Source organism: Pseudomonas sp. S2_C11, assembly GCF_054668395.1.
This window is the reverse complement of the sequence record NZ_CP162765.1, coordinates 1,188,909-1,205,845: the sequence shown is the minus strand read 5'-3', so window position 1 is coordinate 1,205,845 and position 16,937 is coordinate 1,188,909. Positions and strand designations below refer to the sequence as shown.

Annotated in this window: 16 protein-coding genes; 5 read left to right on the top strand and 11 right to left on the bottom strand. The window is 60.8% G+C overall.

What is annotated here, in order from left to right; genetic code table 11:
- Window positions 1-3: 3 nt before the first annotated feature.
- Entirely contained in the window at window positions 4-675 is a 672-nt protein-coding gene (gene mupP / locus AB4N48_RS05625; protein ID WP_056788340.1) for an N-acetylmuramic acid 6-phosphate phosphatase MupP, read from the top strand.
- Window positions 676-857: 182 nt separating this feature from the next.
- Entirely contained in the window at window positions 858-1,598 is a 741-nt protein-coding gene (locus tag AB4N48_RS05620; RefSeq protein WP_024013876.1) for a YciK family oxidoreductase, read from the top strand.
- Here AB4N48_RS05620 and AB4N48_RS05615 read toward each other — a convergent pair.
- Window positions 1,585-1,803 (bottom strand): hypothetical protein, encoded by a 219-nt coding sequence (locus AB4N48_RS05615; protein ID WP_156388199.1) that lies wholly within the window; start codon window positions 1,801-1,803, stop codon window positions 1,585-1,587. The two genes, AB4N48_RS05620 and AB4N48_RS05615, sit on opposite strands and share 14 nt — an antisense overlap.
- A gap of 157 nt (window positions 1,804-1,960) precedes the next feature.
- Here AB4N48_RS05615 and AB4N48_RS05610 point away from each other — a divergent pair, with 157 nt between their 5' ends.
- Complete coding sequence (locus AB4N48_RS05610) at window positions 1,961-2,887, top strand: GGDEF domain-containing protein (RefSeq protein WP_151552915.1); 927 nt, start codon at window positions 1,961-1,963, stop codon at window positions 2,885-2,887.
- A gap of 102 nt (window positions 2,888-2,989) precedes the next feature.
- On the opposite strand, the gene AB4N48_RS05605 is transcribed toward AB4N48_RS05610, so the two are convergent.
- The 7 genes from AB4N48_RS05605 to AB4N48_RS05575 form a co-directional block, all read right to left on the bottom strand.
- A complete protein-coding gene (locus tag AB4N48_RS05605; protein WP_406226932.1) occupies window positions 2,990-3,751 on the bottom strand; it encodes a TenA family transcriptional regulator in 762 nt (253 codons plus the stop codon).
- A gap of 79 nt (window positions 3,752-3,830) precedes the next feature.
- On the bottom strand, window positions 3,831-6,290 hold the full coding sequence (locus AB4N48_RS05600; protein WP_041478266.1) for an EAL domain-containing protein: 2,460 nt from the start codon (window positions 6,288-6,290) through the stop codon (window positions 3,831-3,833).
- A gap of 137 nt (window positions 6,291-6,427) precedes the next feature.
- A complete protein-coding gene (locus AB4N48_RS05595; protein WP_252882471.1) occupies window positions 6,428-8,245 on the bottom strand; it encodes an ABC transporter ATP-binding protein in 1,818 nt (605 codons plus the stop codon).
- Complete coding sequence (locus tag AB4N48_RS05590; protein ID WP_177180902.1) at window positions 8,238-8,840, bottom strand: DsbA family protein; 603 nt, start codon at window positions 8,838-8,840, stop codon at window positions 8,238-8,240. Before AB4N48_RS05590 ends, AB4N48_RS05595 begins: the two co-directional genes overlap by 8 nt.
- Window positions 8,841-8,875: 35 nt before the next feature.
- A complete protein-coding gene (gene trhO / locus AB4N48_RS05585) occupies window positions 8,876-9,817 on the bottom strand; it encodes an oxygen-dependent tRNA uridine(34) hydroxylase TrhO (protein WP_041478261.1) in 942 nt (313 codons plus the stop codon).
- Between the two features lie 152 nt (window positions 9,818-9,969).
- Window positions 9,970-10,269: a BolA family protein gene (locus tag AB4N48_RS05580; protein ID WP_016770935.1), complete on the bottom strand. Its 300-nt coding sequence runs from the start codon at window positions 10,267-10,269 to the stop codon at window positions 9,970-9,972.
- 12 nt (window positions 10,270-10,281) lie between these two features.
- A complete protein-coding gene (locus tag AB4N48_RS05575; RefSeq protein WP_016770936.1) occupies window positions 10,282-10,797 on the bottom strand; it encodes a DUF2059 domain-containing protein in 516 nt (171 codons plus the stop codon).
- A 191-nt stretch (window positions 10,798-10,988) separates the two neighbouring features.
- On the opposite strand from AB4N48_RS05575, the gene AB4N48_RS05570 reads away from it, so the two are divergent.
- Complete coding sequence (locus AB4N48_RS05570) at window positions 10,989-12,383, top strand: class II fumarate hydratase (RefSeq protein ID WP_016770937.1); 1,395 nt, start codon at window positions 10,989-10,991, stop codon at window positions 12,381-12,383.
- Between the two features lie 108 nt (window positions 12,384-12,491).
- Here the strand turns inward: AB4N48_RS05570 and AB4N48_RS05565 are convergent, their stop codons facing one another.
- Window positions 12,492-13,451, bottom strand: coding sequence for a DMT family transporter (locus AB4N48_RS05565; protein ID WP_186567789.1), 960 nt, complete (start codon window positions 13,449-13,451; stop codon window positions 12,492-12,494).
- A gap of 210 nt (window positions 13,452-13,661) precedes the next feature.
- Between AB4N48_RS05565 and AB4N48_RS05560 the strand changes: the two genes are divergently transcribed.
- Complete coding sequence (locus AB4N48_RS05560) at window positions 13,662-13,853, top strand: DUF6316 family protein (protein ID WP_150637689.1); 192 nt, start codon at window positions 13,662-13,664, stop codon at window positions 13,851-13,853.
- Between the two features lie 103 nt (window positions 13,854-13,956).
- Here the strand turns inward: AB4N48_RS05560 and AB4N48_RS05555 are convergent, their stop codons facing one another.
- Both AB4N48_RS05555 and pap read right to left on the bottom strand, forming a co-directional pair.
- The gene (locus AB4N48_RS05555) at window positions 13,957-15,141 is read right to left on the bottom strand and encodes a thiolase family protein (protein WP_024013885.1); all 1,185 of its coding nucleotides are present in this window, start codon (window positions 15,139-15,141) and stop codon (window positions 13,957-13,959) included.
- A gap of 103 nt (window positions 15,142-15,244) precedes the next feature.
- Window positions 15,245-16,759, bottom strand: a complete 1,515-nt coding sequence (gene pap / locus AB4N48_RS05550; RefSeq protein ID WP_252868071.1) for a polyphosphate:AMP phosphotransferase — start codon at window positions 16,757-16,759, stop codon at window positions 15,245-15,247.
- Window positions 16,760-16,937: the final 178 nt, after the last annotated feature.

Sequence of the window (16,937 nt, the reverse complement as noted above, 5' to 3'; positions counted from 1 at the left end):
CCGATGGCCATCAGAGCGGTACTTTTCGACATGGACGGCACCCTGCTCGACACCGCGCCGGACTTCATCGCCATCTGCCAGGCGATGCGCGTCGATCGCGGTCTGCCGCCGATCAACGACAAGCACATCCGCGACGAAATTTCCGGCGGCGCCAAGGCCATGGTCGCGGTGACGTTCTCGATGGATCCGGAATCGCCGGGCTTTGAGGAGCTGCGTCTGGAGTTTCTCGAGCGCTATCTGGTCGGCTGCGCAGTGCACAGCAAGCTGTTCGACGGCATGGGCGAACTGCTCGCTGACATCGAAAAGGCCAACCTGATCTGGGGCGTGGTCACCAACAAACCGTTGCGTTTCGCCGAGCCGATCATGCAGCGTCTGGGGCTGGCCGAGCGTTCGGCGCTGCTGATCTGCCCGGATCATGTGAAGAACAGCAAGCCGGATCCGGAGCCGCTGATCCTCGCCTGCAAGATGCTTGATCTGGATCCGTCGACCGTGCTGTTTATCGGCGATGATCTGCGCGATATCGAATCGGGCCGCGATGCCGGCACCAAAACCGCTGCGGTGACTTACGGCTATATCCACCCGGACGACAACCCACGGCACTGGGGCGCGGACGTGGTGGTAGATCACCCGCTGGAGTTGCGCAAGGTGCTCGATAGCGCGCTGTGCAGTTGCTGACCTGACTGTTGCAAATTCCCTGTGTGGCGAGGGGATTTATCCCCGCCGGGCTGCGAAGCGGCCCCCGCTTTTATCCAGGCGATGTGACACACAGGTTTTGCGACGGCTTCGCCGCCGAACGGGGATAAATCCCCTCGCCACTGGGTGAAGCAGGTCTTCATGAAATGGACTATGAGGTTTTTATGTTTGATTACACCGCTCGCCCTGAATTGCTCAAGGATCGGGTCATTCTGGTCACCGGTGCCGGCCGTGGCATTGGTGCGGCTGCGGCGAAAACCTATGCCGCCCACGGTGCCACCGTGCTGCTGCTGGGCAAGACCGAAGCCAATCTGACCGAGGTCTACGACGAAATCGAAGCAGCGGGCCACCCGCAACCGGCGGTGATCCCGTTCAACCTCGAGACCGCCCTGCCCCATCAATATGATGAGCTGGCGGCGATGATCGAAACCGAGTTCGGCCATCTTGACGGCCTGCTGCACAACGCTTCGATCATCGGCCCGCGCACGCCGATCGAGCAACTGTCCGGCGAGAACTTCATGCGTGTCATGCAGGTCAACGTCAACGCGATGTTCATGCTGACCAGCACCCTGCTGCCGCTGCTCAAGCTCTCGCAAGATGCTTCGGTGGTGTTCACCTCGAGCAGCGTCGGGCGCAAGGGTCGCGCGTACTGGGGCGCTTACGGTGTGTCGAAATTTGCCACCGAGGGCCTGATGCAAACCCTGGCCGATGAAGTGGAAGGCGTTGCGCCGGTACGCTCCAACAGCATCAACCCGGGCGGCACGCGCACCAGCATGCGCGCGCAGGCGTATCCGGGGGAAAATCCGCTGAACAACCCGACACCGGAAGAGATCATGCCTGTGTATCTGTACCTGATGGGCCCCGACAGCGCAGGCGTTAATGGCCAGGCGTTCAACGCCCAATAACGCCATACGTCGCATTTGTTGCCGCGGCAGAATGCTGTCGCGGCAAGCCATTGCCGCTCATAACCGTCACACAGCCGCCAAAAACCCAGCGCGGCTGCTTGGCATTCGCCAGCAAGTCATTGATTCGAAAAGCTTTAAATAAAATCGAACCGAATGGCACGCCTTTCGCTCTAAATTCCCTCAAAACATGCCGTGTGATGGCCATGGGGCAAACGCCGATTTCGATAGCTGACTGATCGTCTTGCGGCAGACTAAACTTACGCCAAACGTCCTACGGGACTGATGGATCAGTACGACGCGCAGCCCATAGCCGCTCTCACCCAGCCTGTAAGACAGACTTACTGCTTAGGGGCTCACGCCATATGAAATCTCCTTCCCAGACCCATGCAATTGACTTTGACAGTGCCAAATTGCAGCGCCTGGGCTTCGGTCAACTACCGGCGCTGATCGAGCGCCCGACCAGCCTGGCGCAACTGCGTCAGCAAATGAGCCTGCAACTGCAAACCAGCCTTGAGCCACAGCGCATCCTTGGCCTGTTCTTTCGCGAAATTCAACGCCTGGTGCCGCTGGACGCGCTCAGCTATGTGCATCAGGCCAGTGACTTGCGCCTGGAGTTCGGCACACGCGGCCACCACTCGGTCAGCTACATCCTGAGCCACGAAGGCGAGCACATGGGCGAACTGGTCTTCCGCCGCAATCAGCGTTTCAACGACAAGGAACAGGGCGACCTCGAGTCGTTACTGTCCTGCCTGCTGTACCCGATGCGCAACGCCCTGCTCTATCGCGCCGCGACCCAGAGTGCCTTGCGCGACCCGTTGACCGGTGCTGGCAACCGGGTAGCCATGGAGCAGACCTTGCAGCGCGAGATCGACATGTCGCGCCGTCATGCGCAACCGCTGTCGGTGCTGATGCTCGACATCGACCACTTCAAACGGGTCAATGATGACCACGGGCATGGCGCCGGTGATGACGTGCTCAGAGCCATTGCCGCGTCGATCAAGGCGCAACTGCGCAACGTCGACATGGTGTTCCGTTATGGCGGCGAAGAGTTTCTGATCCTGCTGTCCAACACCGGTCGCGAAGCGGCGGCGATGGTTGGCGAGCGTTTGCGCCAGGCGACGCAGTCAGAGGAATATTTTGCCGATGGCCAGTTGATCGAGATCACCGTGAGCCTGGGATGCTCGACGTTGTTGCCGGGCGAGTCGGCAGACAGCTTGCTGCGCCGGGCCGACAGTGCGTTATATGTCGCAAAGCGCGAGGGGCGGAACCGGCTGGCGATGGCCGGCTAAAAATCATTGTGGGAGCGAGCCTGCTCGCGAAGAGGGAGTGTCAGACAACGATTCGTTGCATGACCCACCGCTATCGCGAGCAGGCTCGCTCCCACAGTTCGATCAGCTTTCGGCTACGGTCCGGCGCTCGCGGTTGACCAGCAAGCGCTCCGAAGTCTCCAGCTGCATGCACCGCTCCAGAAACAGGTACATGTAGTCATAACTCTTGCAGATCGCCTGCCGCAATTCCGCCTGCAAAGCCTTGCTCGGGTTCATGCCGGCCAGGGTGCAGATGATTTCCAGCGCTTCCCACGGATGAGCGTCGTCGTACTGGGCATGCATCTTCAACCACTTCATCGCGCGTTTGCGATCTTCTTCCGGGAACGCCGCGGCGTAGACCCCGGTCGAGCAGACCACCGCTGACCACTCCCCGGTCGCCCCCTCGATCGCATAGTTGGTCGCGGCAATCGCCACGATCAGCGAATCCGCCGAGCTGGTGTGCCAGCACCAGTGACTCAGCGCGTGCAGCTCCGGCGGCACTTGCTGGGCCTGGAGATCTTCGAGGCTGACGCCATGGGCGCGACTCCAATGCATCCAGTAATCGGCGTGATTGAGTTCGACGCGGATGTTGCGCATCAGCCAGCGCCGCGCCATGTCTTCGCCGGGATGGCGGGCAAAGCGGGTCTTGGTGAGGTTCTGCGCCATGTACAAGGCAAACTGCTCGACCACCGGCCAGCCACCGATCAGGTACTGGCGCATGGTTTTCGCGCTGAGTCTGTTGTCACGCATGCGCTGATAAAGTTCATGTTCGACAACCCGGCGCTTGCTCTCGCTGCAATCCTTGATGAGCTGTTGCGCCCAGGCAGGATAACTTGCAGCTTCCATGAGGGGTCCGGTTCGGTTGAATGTGTCGATCACTGTTCGGCTCCTTTTGAGTTGTGATGGCAAGGATCGGCGAGAGACTTCAACGGAACGTGCCAGGCGCTTTGAACAACAACGGCTGCGGTCTGGCAGGACGACTTTGCAAACTGTCACAGGTAAACAACTGCGGACGCTCGATGACATACCCCTGAGCGTAATCCACACCTATTTCAAGCAACGCCTGTTCGATCTGGTTAGTTTCAACAAACTCGGCAATTGTCTGCTTACCCATAACATGACCGATGTGATTGATCACTTCGACCATTGCCCGATTAATCGGGTCGTCCAGCATATCCTTTACGAAACTCCCGTCGATCTTCAGGAAGTCTACAGGCAAATGTTTCAAGTAAGCGAATGAAGACATTCCGGCACAAAAGTCATCCAGAGAAAAGTGACAACCTAAGCCTTTGAGTTCATTGATAAAACGAATTGCACTGCCAAGGTTTGCAATTGCACTGGTTTCGGTAATTTCAAAACAAATCATTTCAGGCGGTATAGCGTAGTTAACAAACTGTTCCCGCAGGAAGTGCAAAAACGCGTCATCTCCTATAGTAATGCCTGACAGATTAATCGCACACATTGCCAAAGGAAGTTCATGTTCCTGTTCAATACACTGGGCAATAACCTTGAAAACGTTTTGAACTACCCAGCGATCTAACTGGGTCATCAAACCATAACGCTCCGCCGCCGGAATAAAGCTGTCAGGCAAAATCATTCGTCCGGATTCATCATGCAGGCGCAGGAGAATTTCGATGTGTCCGGCCTGGCCGGGTTGCGGCTTGAGCGGCGCGATCTGCTGGGCATAAAGGCAAAAGCGGTTTTCTTCCAGCGCCATGTGCAGCCGTTGCACCCAAGCCATTTCACCGAAGCGCATGGACAGTTCGGAGTCGTCCGCATGATAGACCTGCACGCGGTTGCGGCCCTTTTCCTTGGCCATGTAGCAAGCCATGTCCGCCGCACGCAGGGAGGCTTCGAGAGTGGTCGGATTCTGCGCGACATGCACCAGGCCAATACTGACGGTGGTCAGGAACGGCCGTCCTTTCCAGACAAAATGCAGATTCTGCACGGTCTGACGCAGGCTTTCGGCAATCTTCTCCGCGATGTCCGGCGGGCAGTTCTCGAGCAAAATCCCGAATTCGTCGCCGCCCAGTCGCGCCAGGGTGTCGCCCTCGCGCAAGTCTGATTGCAACAGCGTGCAGATATGCCGCAGCAGTTCATCGCCCGCCGCATGACCACAGGTGTCGTTGACCAGTTTGAACTGGTCCAGATCGAGGAACATCAGGGCATGCCGGCCGGGCTGGCGTGTCAGGTTGTGCAAGGCCTGTTCGAGGCGATATTCGAATTCGCGGCGGTTCGCCAGACCGGTCAGCGCATCGTGGGTCGCCTGCCAGGACAGATTGGCGATGTATTGCCGCTCCTGAGTCATGTCGTGCAGCACCAGCACCGTGCCGCTGACATTCCCGGCATTGCGGATCGGCGCGCCGACCAGGGTCACCGACAGGGTGCTGCCGTCCAGCCGCTGGATCAGCTTGGAATGTTCGCTGCCGCCGCTGAGCTGACCACTGAGAATGTGCTCGATCAACGTCAGCCCTTCGGTCTGAGCGTTATCGTCAAGCAGGTTGAACAGCGCCGACAACGGCAGCCCCGCCGCCTGCTCGGCCTTCCAGTGCGTCATGGCCTCGGCGGCGGGGTTCATGTAATCGATCGCGCCGTTGACGTCGGTGGTGATCACGCCATCGCCAATCGATTGCAAGGTGATGTGCGCGCGATCCTTCTCCAGTTGCAGCGCCTGGGCAAATTCATGCCGTTGCCTGAGCAGTTTGTGCGTGCGCCACAGCGCCAGCGCGATCAGACCCAGCGCGGTGGCCAGGTTGGTGAACAACAGCAGGCGCATGATCACCCGCGAGCCTTCGCCCAAGGCATCGCTGAAGGCCCTGGCCGCTGGGGTGACTGCATCGTTGATGGCGAAGATCTGTAACTTCCAGCGCTGCACATCGCCCGGGCTGGCCTGGTTCTGCGCAATGCCCTGGTGCATCTCCTGCGCGACTTCGTGCAATCGGTCGAGATAGGCATCGCCAATCGTCCAGCGATCGATCGCGGTTTCCAGATAACTGTAGTGGCGAAAATTGAGGTACAGCCAGATGACGCTGGAGACATCGTCCGGATGATTACCGCCCTTGAGAATGCCTTCGCGCGCCGCTTGCAGATCAGGCGGCTGACGATCCAGTGCCAGGCGCAATTGGTGCCCGCCCTGGGGCACGGCGATCGCCGTCAGGTATTTGCGGTAGATCGCCTCGTCGCGGCTGTCGGCGTAGAGGTTGAGGTAATAGATGGCGTCTTTCTGGCCCTTGGACCACAGGCTTTCGCCAGCTACGTAGCCACGCACGGCCGAAAGCACGTAAAGGCTCACGCCCCCCAGTAATGCCTGGAACACCACGACAGCAATAAAGGGCCAGACGATACCCAACAACCGTGGTGTTCCCAGAGTCTGCTTTTGCTTCATGAGATTCCTTGCATGAGCACTGCCCGCTCGCCTTCCGGGCGAATTCGCTATGACGAGACTAGGTGGGGTTCTCGTTCAAGGCAAGGCGCGGCGTTATACCGCGCGCAGAACCTCTGACAGGTCGGCGAGGGTTTCGATCAGTGCTGTTGCAAGTTGCCGTAGAGCTTGGCGTACAGACCGCCGTCGGCGATCAGCTGGCGATGGTCGCCGTCCTCGGCGATCTGCCCGCCGTCGAACACCAGTACGCGGTCGGCCTGCTTCACCGCCGACAGGCGATGGGCAATGATCAGCGTGGTGCGGCCATGGAGAAACTTCGCCATCGCCTGGTGCAGGTTGTACTCGGTGGCAGCGTCGAGGGCCGAGGTGGCTTCGTCGAGAATCACCACTTTCGGCTCGGCGAGAATCATCCGCGCAATCGCTAGACGCTGGCGCTGGCCGCCGGACAAACGCACGCCGGAACGCCCGACGATGCTGTCGAGGCCATCGGGCAGCGCGCGGATGGTCGCGGCCATTTGCGCGATTTCCAGCGCCTGCCAGCAGGCTTCGTCGCTACGCATGCGGCCCATGGTCAGGTTGGCGCGCACGCTGTCGTTGAACAGCGCCGGATGCTGCAGCACCACCGCGACGTTCTCGCGCACCGTCTCCAGGCCAATCTCCTGCTGGGTCGATCCGCCGAAGCGGATGGTCCCGGCCGCTGGCGTGTACAGACCCAGCAGCAACTGCACCAAGGTGCTTTTGCCGCCGCCGCTCGCCCCGACAATCGCGACTTTTTCGCCGGGCAGGATCGACAGGTTCATCTGATCCAGAACCAGCTCGTCGCCGTAACCGAAGCTCAGGCCTTGCACCTCGATGCCGACGGTGTCGCGCCCCTTGAACGGATCGACGCCGCCGGGATACTGCGGCTCGTCGGCACGCGCCAGCAGTTCATTGATCCGCGTCAGCGCACCGCCCGCCGCGTAATAGGCGTATTGCAGATTGAGCAGCTGTTCGACCGGGCCGATCATGAACCACAGGTAACTGAACACCGCGAGCATCTGCCCGATCGACAGGTCGGAAAACAGCACGGTGAGCATCGCCGCCGCGCGGAAGATGTCGATGCCGAACTGGAACAGCAAACCACTGGCGCGGTTCGAGGCGTCGGTTTTCCACTGCGAGTTGACTGCGTAGTTGCGCACTTCCTGCGCGCGCACACCGAGGCGTCCGAGGAAATAGCCCTGACGATTGCCGGCGCGCACTTCCTGAATCGCATCGAGAGTTTCGCTCAGCGCCTGAGTGAAGCGCGAGGTGCTGTCGTTCTCGAGTTTTTTCAGGTGTTTGACGCGTTTGCCGAGCTGCACCGTGGCGTAGATCACCAACGGGTTGAACAGCAGAATCAGCAGCGCCAGCTTCCAGTGCATCCACATGAGGATGCTGGCGGTGCCGACCAGGGTCAGCATCGCGACGAGGAAGCGGCTGAGGGTTTCGCCGACGAATTTATCGAGGGTATCCAGATCGGTGACCAGGTGCGTGGTCACTGTGCCGCTGCCGAGGCTTTCGTATTCACCAAGGGAAATGCGCTTGAGCCGCTCGATCAGGCGTACGCGAATGCGGTAGACGATGTCCTTGGCCAGGCGCGCAAACAGCCGCGACTGCAACACGCCAAAACACAGGGCGCTGCAACGCAAGGTCAGGGTCACCACCAACATCAGGCCGATATAACCCGCCGCCTGCTGCCACATGCTTGGCAGAAAATGATTCATGACTTTCAGTGCGGCATCGCCGTGGCCGAGCAGCACTTCGTCGACCAGCAACGGCAGCAGCAACGGGATCGGCACGCTGCACAGCGTCGCCAGCACGGCCACGCCGTTGGCGATCCACAGGGATTTCTTGTGATGCAGTGCCAGACGCCGGACTTCAGCCCAGCTCAGCCGGTCGACACGCTCTACGGCTGGCGTGTCATCGGCGCGGTCAGACACAGGCCGCGCGCTCCAGCCAGCGGCCGAGCAACGGCGACAGCTCGCTGAGCGGTTGATAACCGTTGGTCAGCAGCGCCAGTTGCCCGTTGCGCTCGGCCAGCAGGGTCGGAAAACCGGCGATGCCCAGATCCTGGACCCAGGTGAAATCGGCCTGGGTCGCCTTGTGCTGATCGGCATGATCGAACAACGCCGCGAATTCGATACGCGGCACACCGGCCTGCTCCGCCAACTCGACCAGCACGCTGGCCTGGGTGACATCGCGACCTTCGGCGTAAAACGCCTGCTGGATCAGCCCGACCAATGTCCACGCGCAATCCGGCGCCAGACTGCGCGCGGTGACAATGGCGCGACAGGCAGGCTCGGTGTCGTAGACAAAACCGTCAGGCAACGCGCCGTCGAACTTGAACGGCTGGCCGGTGGCCTCGGTGACCGCTTGCCAGTGCTCGAGAATGTAGCGCCGCGTGGTCGGCTCCAGCGCCGAACCGCTGCCGGTGCGCAGACCGCCGACCACCAGATGCAGCTCGACCCCGGCTGCCTGCGCCTGCTCGACCAGTGCCTTGGCCACCGGAGCAAACCCCCAGCACCATGAACACATCGGATCCATCACATAGAGCAGGCGCGCAGACATGATTAAGCCTCGGAAGATGCTTGCTTATAGTTGTAGCCGATCGGGTGCGGCTGATTGCGTGCCTTGGCCAGTTCGATCTGCTTTTGCCGATCGATGGCGCTGCGCCGGGTCTTCTCGCTGAGCTTGTCCCAGCAATGCGGGCAACTGATGCCGGCGACGTAATGCTCGGAGGCGCGATCTTCAACGCTGACCGGCGTGCGGCAGGCATGACATTGATCGTAGTCGCCTTCCGTCAGGTCGTGACGCACGGTGACGCGGTTGTCGAAGACGAAGCAGTCGCCGCGCCATTTGGTTTCTTCCTGCGGCACCTCTTCGAGGTACTTCAGGATGCCGCCCTTGAGGTGGTAAACCTCTTCGAAACCCTCGCCGAGCATGTAGCTCGAGGCTTTCTCGCAGCGAATGCCGCCGGTGCAGAACATCGCGACCTTCTTGTGCACGGCCGGGTCGAAGTGTTCTTTGATGTAGTCGGGAAACTCGCGAAAACTGGTGGTTTTCGGATCGATGGCGCCTTCGAAGGTACCGATCGACACTTCGTAGTCGTTGCGCGTGTCGATCAGCAGCACTTCCGGGTCGCTGATCAGCGCGTTCCAGTCTTGCGGCTCGACGTAAGTGCCGACCTTTTTGTTCGGGTCAACGCCTTCGACACCGAGGGTGACGATCTCTTTCTTCAGCTTGACCTTGGTGCGATAGAACGGCTGTTCGTCGCAGTACGATTCCTTGTGGTCAATGTCGACCATGCGCGGATCGTTCTTGAGCCAGGCGAGCAGACCGTCAATGCCTTCGCGGCTGCCGGAAACCGTGCCGTTGATGCCTTCTTCGGCGATCAGCAGAGTGCCTTTGATGCCGTTGTCGACCATCGCTTGCAGCAGTGGCTCGCGCAGGTCAACGTAATCTTCGAGGGTGACGAACTTGTACAGTGCCGCCACGACAATCGGTTGTGTCATGGGTATTTCTCCAGGTGGCTACCCTCGCAAAGGGTGAACCGGATTCAATAAAAAACGCGCCGGCTAAGCGGCGCGTTGCGGATTCTAGCAAAAAACATCACCGCCTGCGGCTGTGCCCTGTAGGAGCTGCCGAAGGCTGCGATCTTTTGATCTTAATGTTTGCTACCGCCGGCACAGGTCGGCGACGCCGGAGCGCCGTCGATCTCTGCCCATTCCTGCGGGGTGTAGGTGTGCAGCGCCAACGCATGGAACTCGCCCATCAGCTCGCCGAGCGTGCCGTAGACTTTCTGGTGGCGCTTGACCCGGTTCAGGCCTTCGAACTGCGCGCTGACCACCACCGCCTTGTAGTGGGTCTGAGACCCGCGACTGTGCATGTGGCTTTCGTCGAGCACTTGCAGGTGCTCAGGCTGTAACAGGGCCAGCGTCGATTCGATGCGTTGTTGCATGGTCATCACGAACTCCGCTTACTTCTTCTTGGCTGGCGCCGCGGCCGGGGTCAGCTCTTTGGTCATGTCGTCGAGCAGCTTGTTGACCACTGGCACCGCGCTTTCCAGTTTGCCCTGGGTCATCTGCGCCGACTGCTGGGTCAGCTGCGGCATTTTTTCCAGGACTTTCTTGCCCAGTGGCGACTGGTAGAAGGCAACCAGATCTTTCAGCTCGGATTCGCTGAAGTTGCTGGTGTAGAGCTTGACCATGTCGGGCTTGAGCTTGTTCCAGCCGATGGCCTGGTCCAGCGCGGCGTTGGCCTTGGCCTGGTAGGTTTCGAGCACGGCTTTCTTCGACTCAGGGGCTTTGGTCTGTTCAAAGCGCTGGGCGAACATTTGCTGCACTTGCATGTACACCGGGGTACCCAGCTTGTCAGCGTGAGCCAGCGTCAGGAAAGCTTCGGCACTGGCGTTGTGGCTGGCGGTATCGGCAAGCACCTGGCCGCTGGCGCAAACCAGTGCAACCGCGGTACAGATGGCGCGAAGACGAGTCATCGAGTTTCCTTTAAGCAAAGCGAGGTCGAACCCCAAGGGCGACCATTCTGCGCCTAACAATCGCTATGGCTCAACCCCCGGCCCTTGCCGCGCTTGATTGGCGGGGTTTTGCGGTCAACAATCGAGCCGATGGAACCACCCGGGCCGATGCCGGCCTAAATTGCGCCAACAGACCAACAGGAGTGTGCACGATGAGCCGTATCGAAACCGACAGCCTGGGCCAGATCGAGGTCCCGGACGACGCTTACTGGGGTGCTCAGACGCAACGCTCGCTGATCAACTTCGCAATCGGTCAGGAACGCATGCCGCTACCGGTGCTGCACGCCCTGGCGCTGATCAAGAAAGCCGCCGCACGGGTCAACGACCGCAACGGCGACCTGCCCGCCGACATCGCTCGCCTGATCGAACAGGCCGCCGATGAAGTGCTCGCCGGCGAGCATGACGAGCAGTTCCCGCTGGTGGTCTGGCAGACCGGCAGCGGTACCCAGAGCAACATGAACGTCAACGAAGTGATCGCCGGTCGCGCCAACGAACTGGCCGGCAACCCGCGCGGCGGCAAGTCGCCGGTGCACCCGAACGATCACGTCAATCGCTCGCAAAGTTCCAACGACTGCTTCCCCACCGCCATGAGCATCGCCACCGCCAAAGCGGTGCAGGAACAACTGCTGCCGGCGATTGCCGAGCTGTCCGGCGGCCTCGCTGAACTGGCGGCACGGCACATGAAACTGGTGAAGACCGGGCGCACGCACATGATGGACGCGACGCCGATCACCTTCGGTCAGGAATTGTCCGGCTTCATCGCGCAACTGGATTATGCCGAGCGCGCCATCCGCGCCGCGCTGCCGGCGGTCTGCGAACTGGCGCAGGGCGGCACTGCGGTCGGCACCGGGCTGAATTCGCCGCACGGCTTCGGCGAGGCGATTGCCGCCGAGCTGGCCGCGCTGTCCGGTTTGCCGTTCGTCACCGCGCCGAACAAGTTCGCTGCACTGGCCGGTCATGAACCGCTGGTAACGCTTTCAGGTGCGCTGAAAACCCTCGCCGTGGCCTTGATGAAGATCGCCAACGACCTGCGTCTGCTGGGCTCAGGTCCTCGCGCAGGTTTTGCTGAAGTGAAGCTGCCGGCCAACGAACCGGGCAGTTCGATCATGCCCGGCAAGGTCAACCCGACCCAGTGCGAAGCGCTGTCGATGCTCGCCTGCCAGGTGCTCGGCAATGACGTGGCGATCGGTTTTGCCGCCAGTCAGGGGCACTTGCAGCTGAACGTGTTCAAACCGGTGATCATCCACAACCTGCTGCAATCGATCCGTTTGCTTGGTGATGGCTGCAGCAACTTCCAGCAGCACTGCATCGCCGGGCTCGAGCCGGATGCGGAGGTCATGGCCAAGCATCTGGAACGTGGGCTGATGCTGGTGACCGCGCTGAACCCGCACATCGGTTATGACAAGTCGGCGGAGATCGCCAAGAAGGCTTACAGCGAAGGGCTGACTTTGCGTGAGGCGGCGTTGCAGCTGGGTTATCTGACTGATGAAGAGTTCGATGCCTGGGTGCGCCCGGAGAACATGATCGAGGCCGGGGCCAAGGGCTGAGTCATGTAGCGCCTGAAAGTCCGTCTTCGCGAGCAGGCTCGCTCCCACAGGAAAATTGCATTGCAAAGTGGGAGCGAGCCTGCTCGCGAATACAGGCGCCGCCGATCGTCAGCCTGGCACAACCCTGGCCCGCCGCGCCCTGAGCCCGGCAATCAACGATGGGCCCAACGCCACCAGCGCCGAACCCAGCACCACCAGCACCGCCCCGCCATAGCCCAGCGCATTGATCTGCTCGGCATGCACGTAGTCCGGCCAGATCCGCGCCGCAATCGCCACCGCAACGAATGTCACCAACGGCGTGATCGCCAGCGTCGCGCTGACTCGCGAGGCTTCCCAGTGCGCCAGCGCTTCGGCGAATGCGCCGTAGGCGATCAAGGTGTTCATGCAGCACGCCAGCAACAGCCAGCCCTGCAACGGGCTCAGGTTCAGCGCTTCAAGCGGATGCACCCACGGCGTCAGCAATAGCCCGCAGAACAGATAGATCACCATCATCACCTGCAACGAATTCCACACCGTGAGCAATTGCTTCTGGCCCAGCGCATAGAAGGTCCAGACCGTCGACGCCAGCAGCACCAAGAGCACGCCGGCGGTGTAGTCGGACAGCGAGGTCAGCAGCTCGGCCAGGCGCTGATTGAAGAACAGGCCGAAGCCGATCAGCAACACCAGCAAGCCGATGCCCTGGCCAATGCTGAAGCGCTCCTTGAACACGAACAGACTGGCGATCAGCAGCATGATCGGCCCCATTTGCACCACCAATTGCGCGGTGCCGGGGCTGAGCAGGTTGAGGCCCATCAGGTACAACACGTAATTGCCGACCAGCCCCAGTACCGCCATCAGCACCAGCCAGCCCCCCTTCGGCCCGAGCACCTTGCGACTTGGCAGGCGCTTTACCGACGCCAGATAGATGAACAGGCAGCCACCGGACACCATCAGGCGAAACCAGGTCACCGTGACCGGGTCCATCACCTGCAATACCTGTTTGAGCTTGATCGGCAGGATGCCCCACAGAAAAGCGGTCAGCAGCGCCAGGAACAGTCCGTACACCCAGCGCCCCGATGAAATGTGCATGCGAACCCCAGAAGCCTGCTGACAAGGACACTCATTCTAGGCGTCCAACTGCGCACAACACAGGGACAGTTGCCGGCAGGCCGCGAATGAAACTGTGCAGGTCGCAGCAGTAAACCGGCGCGCCGCCGTTGATCGGCCGGGCAGGCGCACCAAGTGCTTCAGGCATAAGCTGATTGCAGACTTTTCAGCGCATTAATCATGGAGACCGACATGTACGCCATGCGCGCCGAGGACAGCGCCCCCGCCACCCGTTTTCGCAGCGACCGCATATGTCGGGTCAATGGCGAGCTGTATTTCAGCACCCGGGAAAATACCCTTGAGGGGCCGTTTGACGGTCAGGTGATCGAGCGGGAGATTCAGGCTTATATAGCGCGGATGCAACGGCGGGATTCCAGCCGCTGAACCGTGGCGCTGCCTTCGCGAGCAGGCTCGCTCCCACAGGGGAATGCGATCACCTGTGGGAGCGAGCCTGCTCGCGAAGGGGCCTGAACGGGCAACCAATCCTTTAGCGCACCGCCTCAAACAACCCGCTCGCTCCCATGCCGCCGCCCACGCACATGGTGACGATGCCGTAACGCAGGTTGCGCCGCTGCAATTCCCGGATCAAATGCCCGACCTGACGCGAGCCGGTCATGCCGAACGGGTGGCCGATGGAAATCGAGCCGCCATTGACGTTGTATTTGTCGTTGTCGATCTCCAGCCGGTCGCGGCTGTACAGGCACTGCGAAGCAAACGCCTCGTTCAATTCCCACAGATCGATATCCGCCACTTGCAGGCCCTTGGCCTTGAGCAGTTTCGGCACCGAGAACACCGGGCCGATGCCCATTTCGTCCGGCTCGCAACCGGCGACGGTGAAGCCACGGAAAAACGCCTTCGGCTTGAGCCCCAGCTCCAGCGCTTTGTCCAGACTCATCACCAGTGTCATCGACGCACCGTCGGACAGCTGCGAGGAATTGCCCGCCGTCACCGAACCGTCGTCGGCGAACACCGGTTTCAGTCCGGCAAGGCTTTCGTAGGTGGTGTCCGGGCGGTTGCAGTCGTCGCGCTCGACGACGCCGTCGACAATCTGCACTTCGCCGCTGTGCTTGTCCTCGACGCGGTATTTCACCGCCATCGGCACGATTTCATCGTCGAACAGACCGGCAGCCTGGGCCTGCGCGGTACGGATCTGGCTTTGCAGAGCATAACGATCCTGCGCCTCACGACTGACACCATAACGTCGTGCCACCACTTCGGCGGTCTGGCCCATGGTGTAGTAGATGCCGGGAGTCTGTTGCTTGAGCAGCGGGTTGATCAGGTGATCGGTGTTGACGCTCTTCAGGGTCAGGCTGATCGACTCGACGCCGCCGGCGACGATGATGTCGCTGCAACCGGAGGCGATCTGGTTGGCGGCAATCGCGATCGCCTGCAAACCCGACGAGCAGAAACGGTTGAGGGTCATGCCGGCGGTGCCGGTGCCCAGGCGCGACAGTACCGCGACGTTGCGGCCGATGTTGTAGCCCTGCGCGCCCTCGTTGGAGCCGGCGCCGACGATGCAGTCCTCGACGCTGGCCGGGTCGATATCGTTGCGGGTCAGCAGCGCATTGACGCAGTGGGCCGCCATGTCATCGGGGCGGGTCTGGTTGAACTTGCCGCGAAAGGATTTGGCCAGGCCGGTCCGCACGCTGTCGACGATCACCACTTCACGCATGGCATACCTCATTGTTGTTGTAGGTTGAAAGTGGACTTGAGCATAAGTCCACCTTCTTGCCGACCGCGAGGATCATTCACCCGGCGTATGCGCGGCCATCGCTTCAGTCCTTGTGCTTTTTGGCCTTCTTGTCGGATTTCTCGAACGCGTCTTCCAGCGCGCGGTTGATCGTGCGCAACACTTTCACCCGTGCCCAGCGTTTATCGTTGGCTTCGACCAGCGTCCATGGCGCGATCTCGGTGCTGGTGCGATCGACCATGTCGCCGACCGCCCGGCGATAGTCGTCCCACTTTTCCCGATTGCGCCAGTCGTCCTCGGTAATTTTGAAGCGCTTGAAGGAAATCTCCTCGCGCTCCTGAAAGCGCTCCATCTGCGTGTCCTTGTCGATCGCCAGCCAGAACTTGACCACGATGACGCCGGCATCGGCCAGTTGCTCTTCGAAGTCATTGATTTCGCCGTAGGCGCGCAGCCAGTCGGCCGGGGTGCAGAAGCCCTCGATCCGCTCGACCAGCACCCGCCCGTACCACGAGCGGTCGAACACGGTGAATTTGCCCCGCGCCGGGAGGTGTCGCCAGAACCGCCACAGATACGGTTGTGCGCGCTCTTCCTCGGTCGGTGCGGCAATCGGGACGATGCTGTACTGACGCGGATCGAGCGCCGCTGCCACGCGGCGAATCGCCCCGCCCTTGCCCGCCGCGTCGTTACCCTCGAACACCGCGATCAGCGCATGGCGACGCATGCGTTTGTCGCGCATCAGCCCGGACAGGCGCGCCTGCTCGGTGATCAGTTGCTCTTCATAGTCTTTCTTGTCCAGACGCTGCGTCAGGTCGAGGCTGTCGAGCAGGTTCAACTGATCGACCGGCGTACCCAGCGGCGCGGCACTGACTTCGTGAGGATTGACGTCGGCACGCTTGAGCGCGTTTTGCAGGCCTTCGAGGAGAATCTTGCCCACCGCCAGGCTGCGGTAATTGGCATCGGCACCTTCGATGACATGCCACGGCGCGTAATCGCGGCTGGTGCGGCGCAACACCCGCTCGCCGTATTTGACGAACTTGTCGTAGGTCTGCGATTGCTGCCAGTCCAGCGGACTGATGCGCCAACTGTGCAACGGGTCGTCGGCCAGCGATTTGAGCCGCGCTTTCATCTGCTTCTTGGACAGGTGAAACCAGAACTTGAAGATCAACGCGCCTTCATCGCAGAGCATCTTTTCCAGACGCTCAGCGCCGGCGATGGCCTGGTCCAGACGCGGATCCTTGAACAGCCCATGCACCCGGCCCTGGAGCATCTGGCTGTACCAGTTGCCGAAGAACACGCCCATCCGCCCCTTGGCCGGCAGCATCCGCCAGTAGCGCCAGGCCGGTGGCCGCGCCAGTTCTTCATCGGTTTGCTGGTCGAAGGTGCGCACTTCGATCAGGCGCGGATCCATCCATTCATTGAGCAGCTTGACCGTCTCGCCCTTGCCCGCCCCTTCGATGCCGTTGATCAGGATGATCACCGGAAAGCGTTTCTGCTGCTGCAACTCGAACTGCGCTTCCAGCAAGGCTTCACGCAGCGCAGGGACGGCCGCCTCGTAAGTGTCTTTGTCGATGGCGTGACCGATTTCAGCGGATTCAAACATTGGACGGCTCCTTCCAGGGTTCAGCAAGACTAGCGGATGATTACAGCACCTGAACAGATCGCAGCCTTCGGCAGCTCCTACATTTGCAATGCGTTTCCCTGTAGGAGCTGCCGAAGGCTGCGATCTTTTGAAATTTTCCCTGACACGCCCAAATCCCGTCTTGTGCTGGATCAGGCAG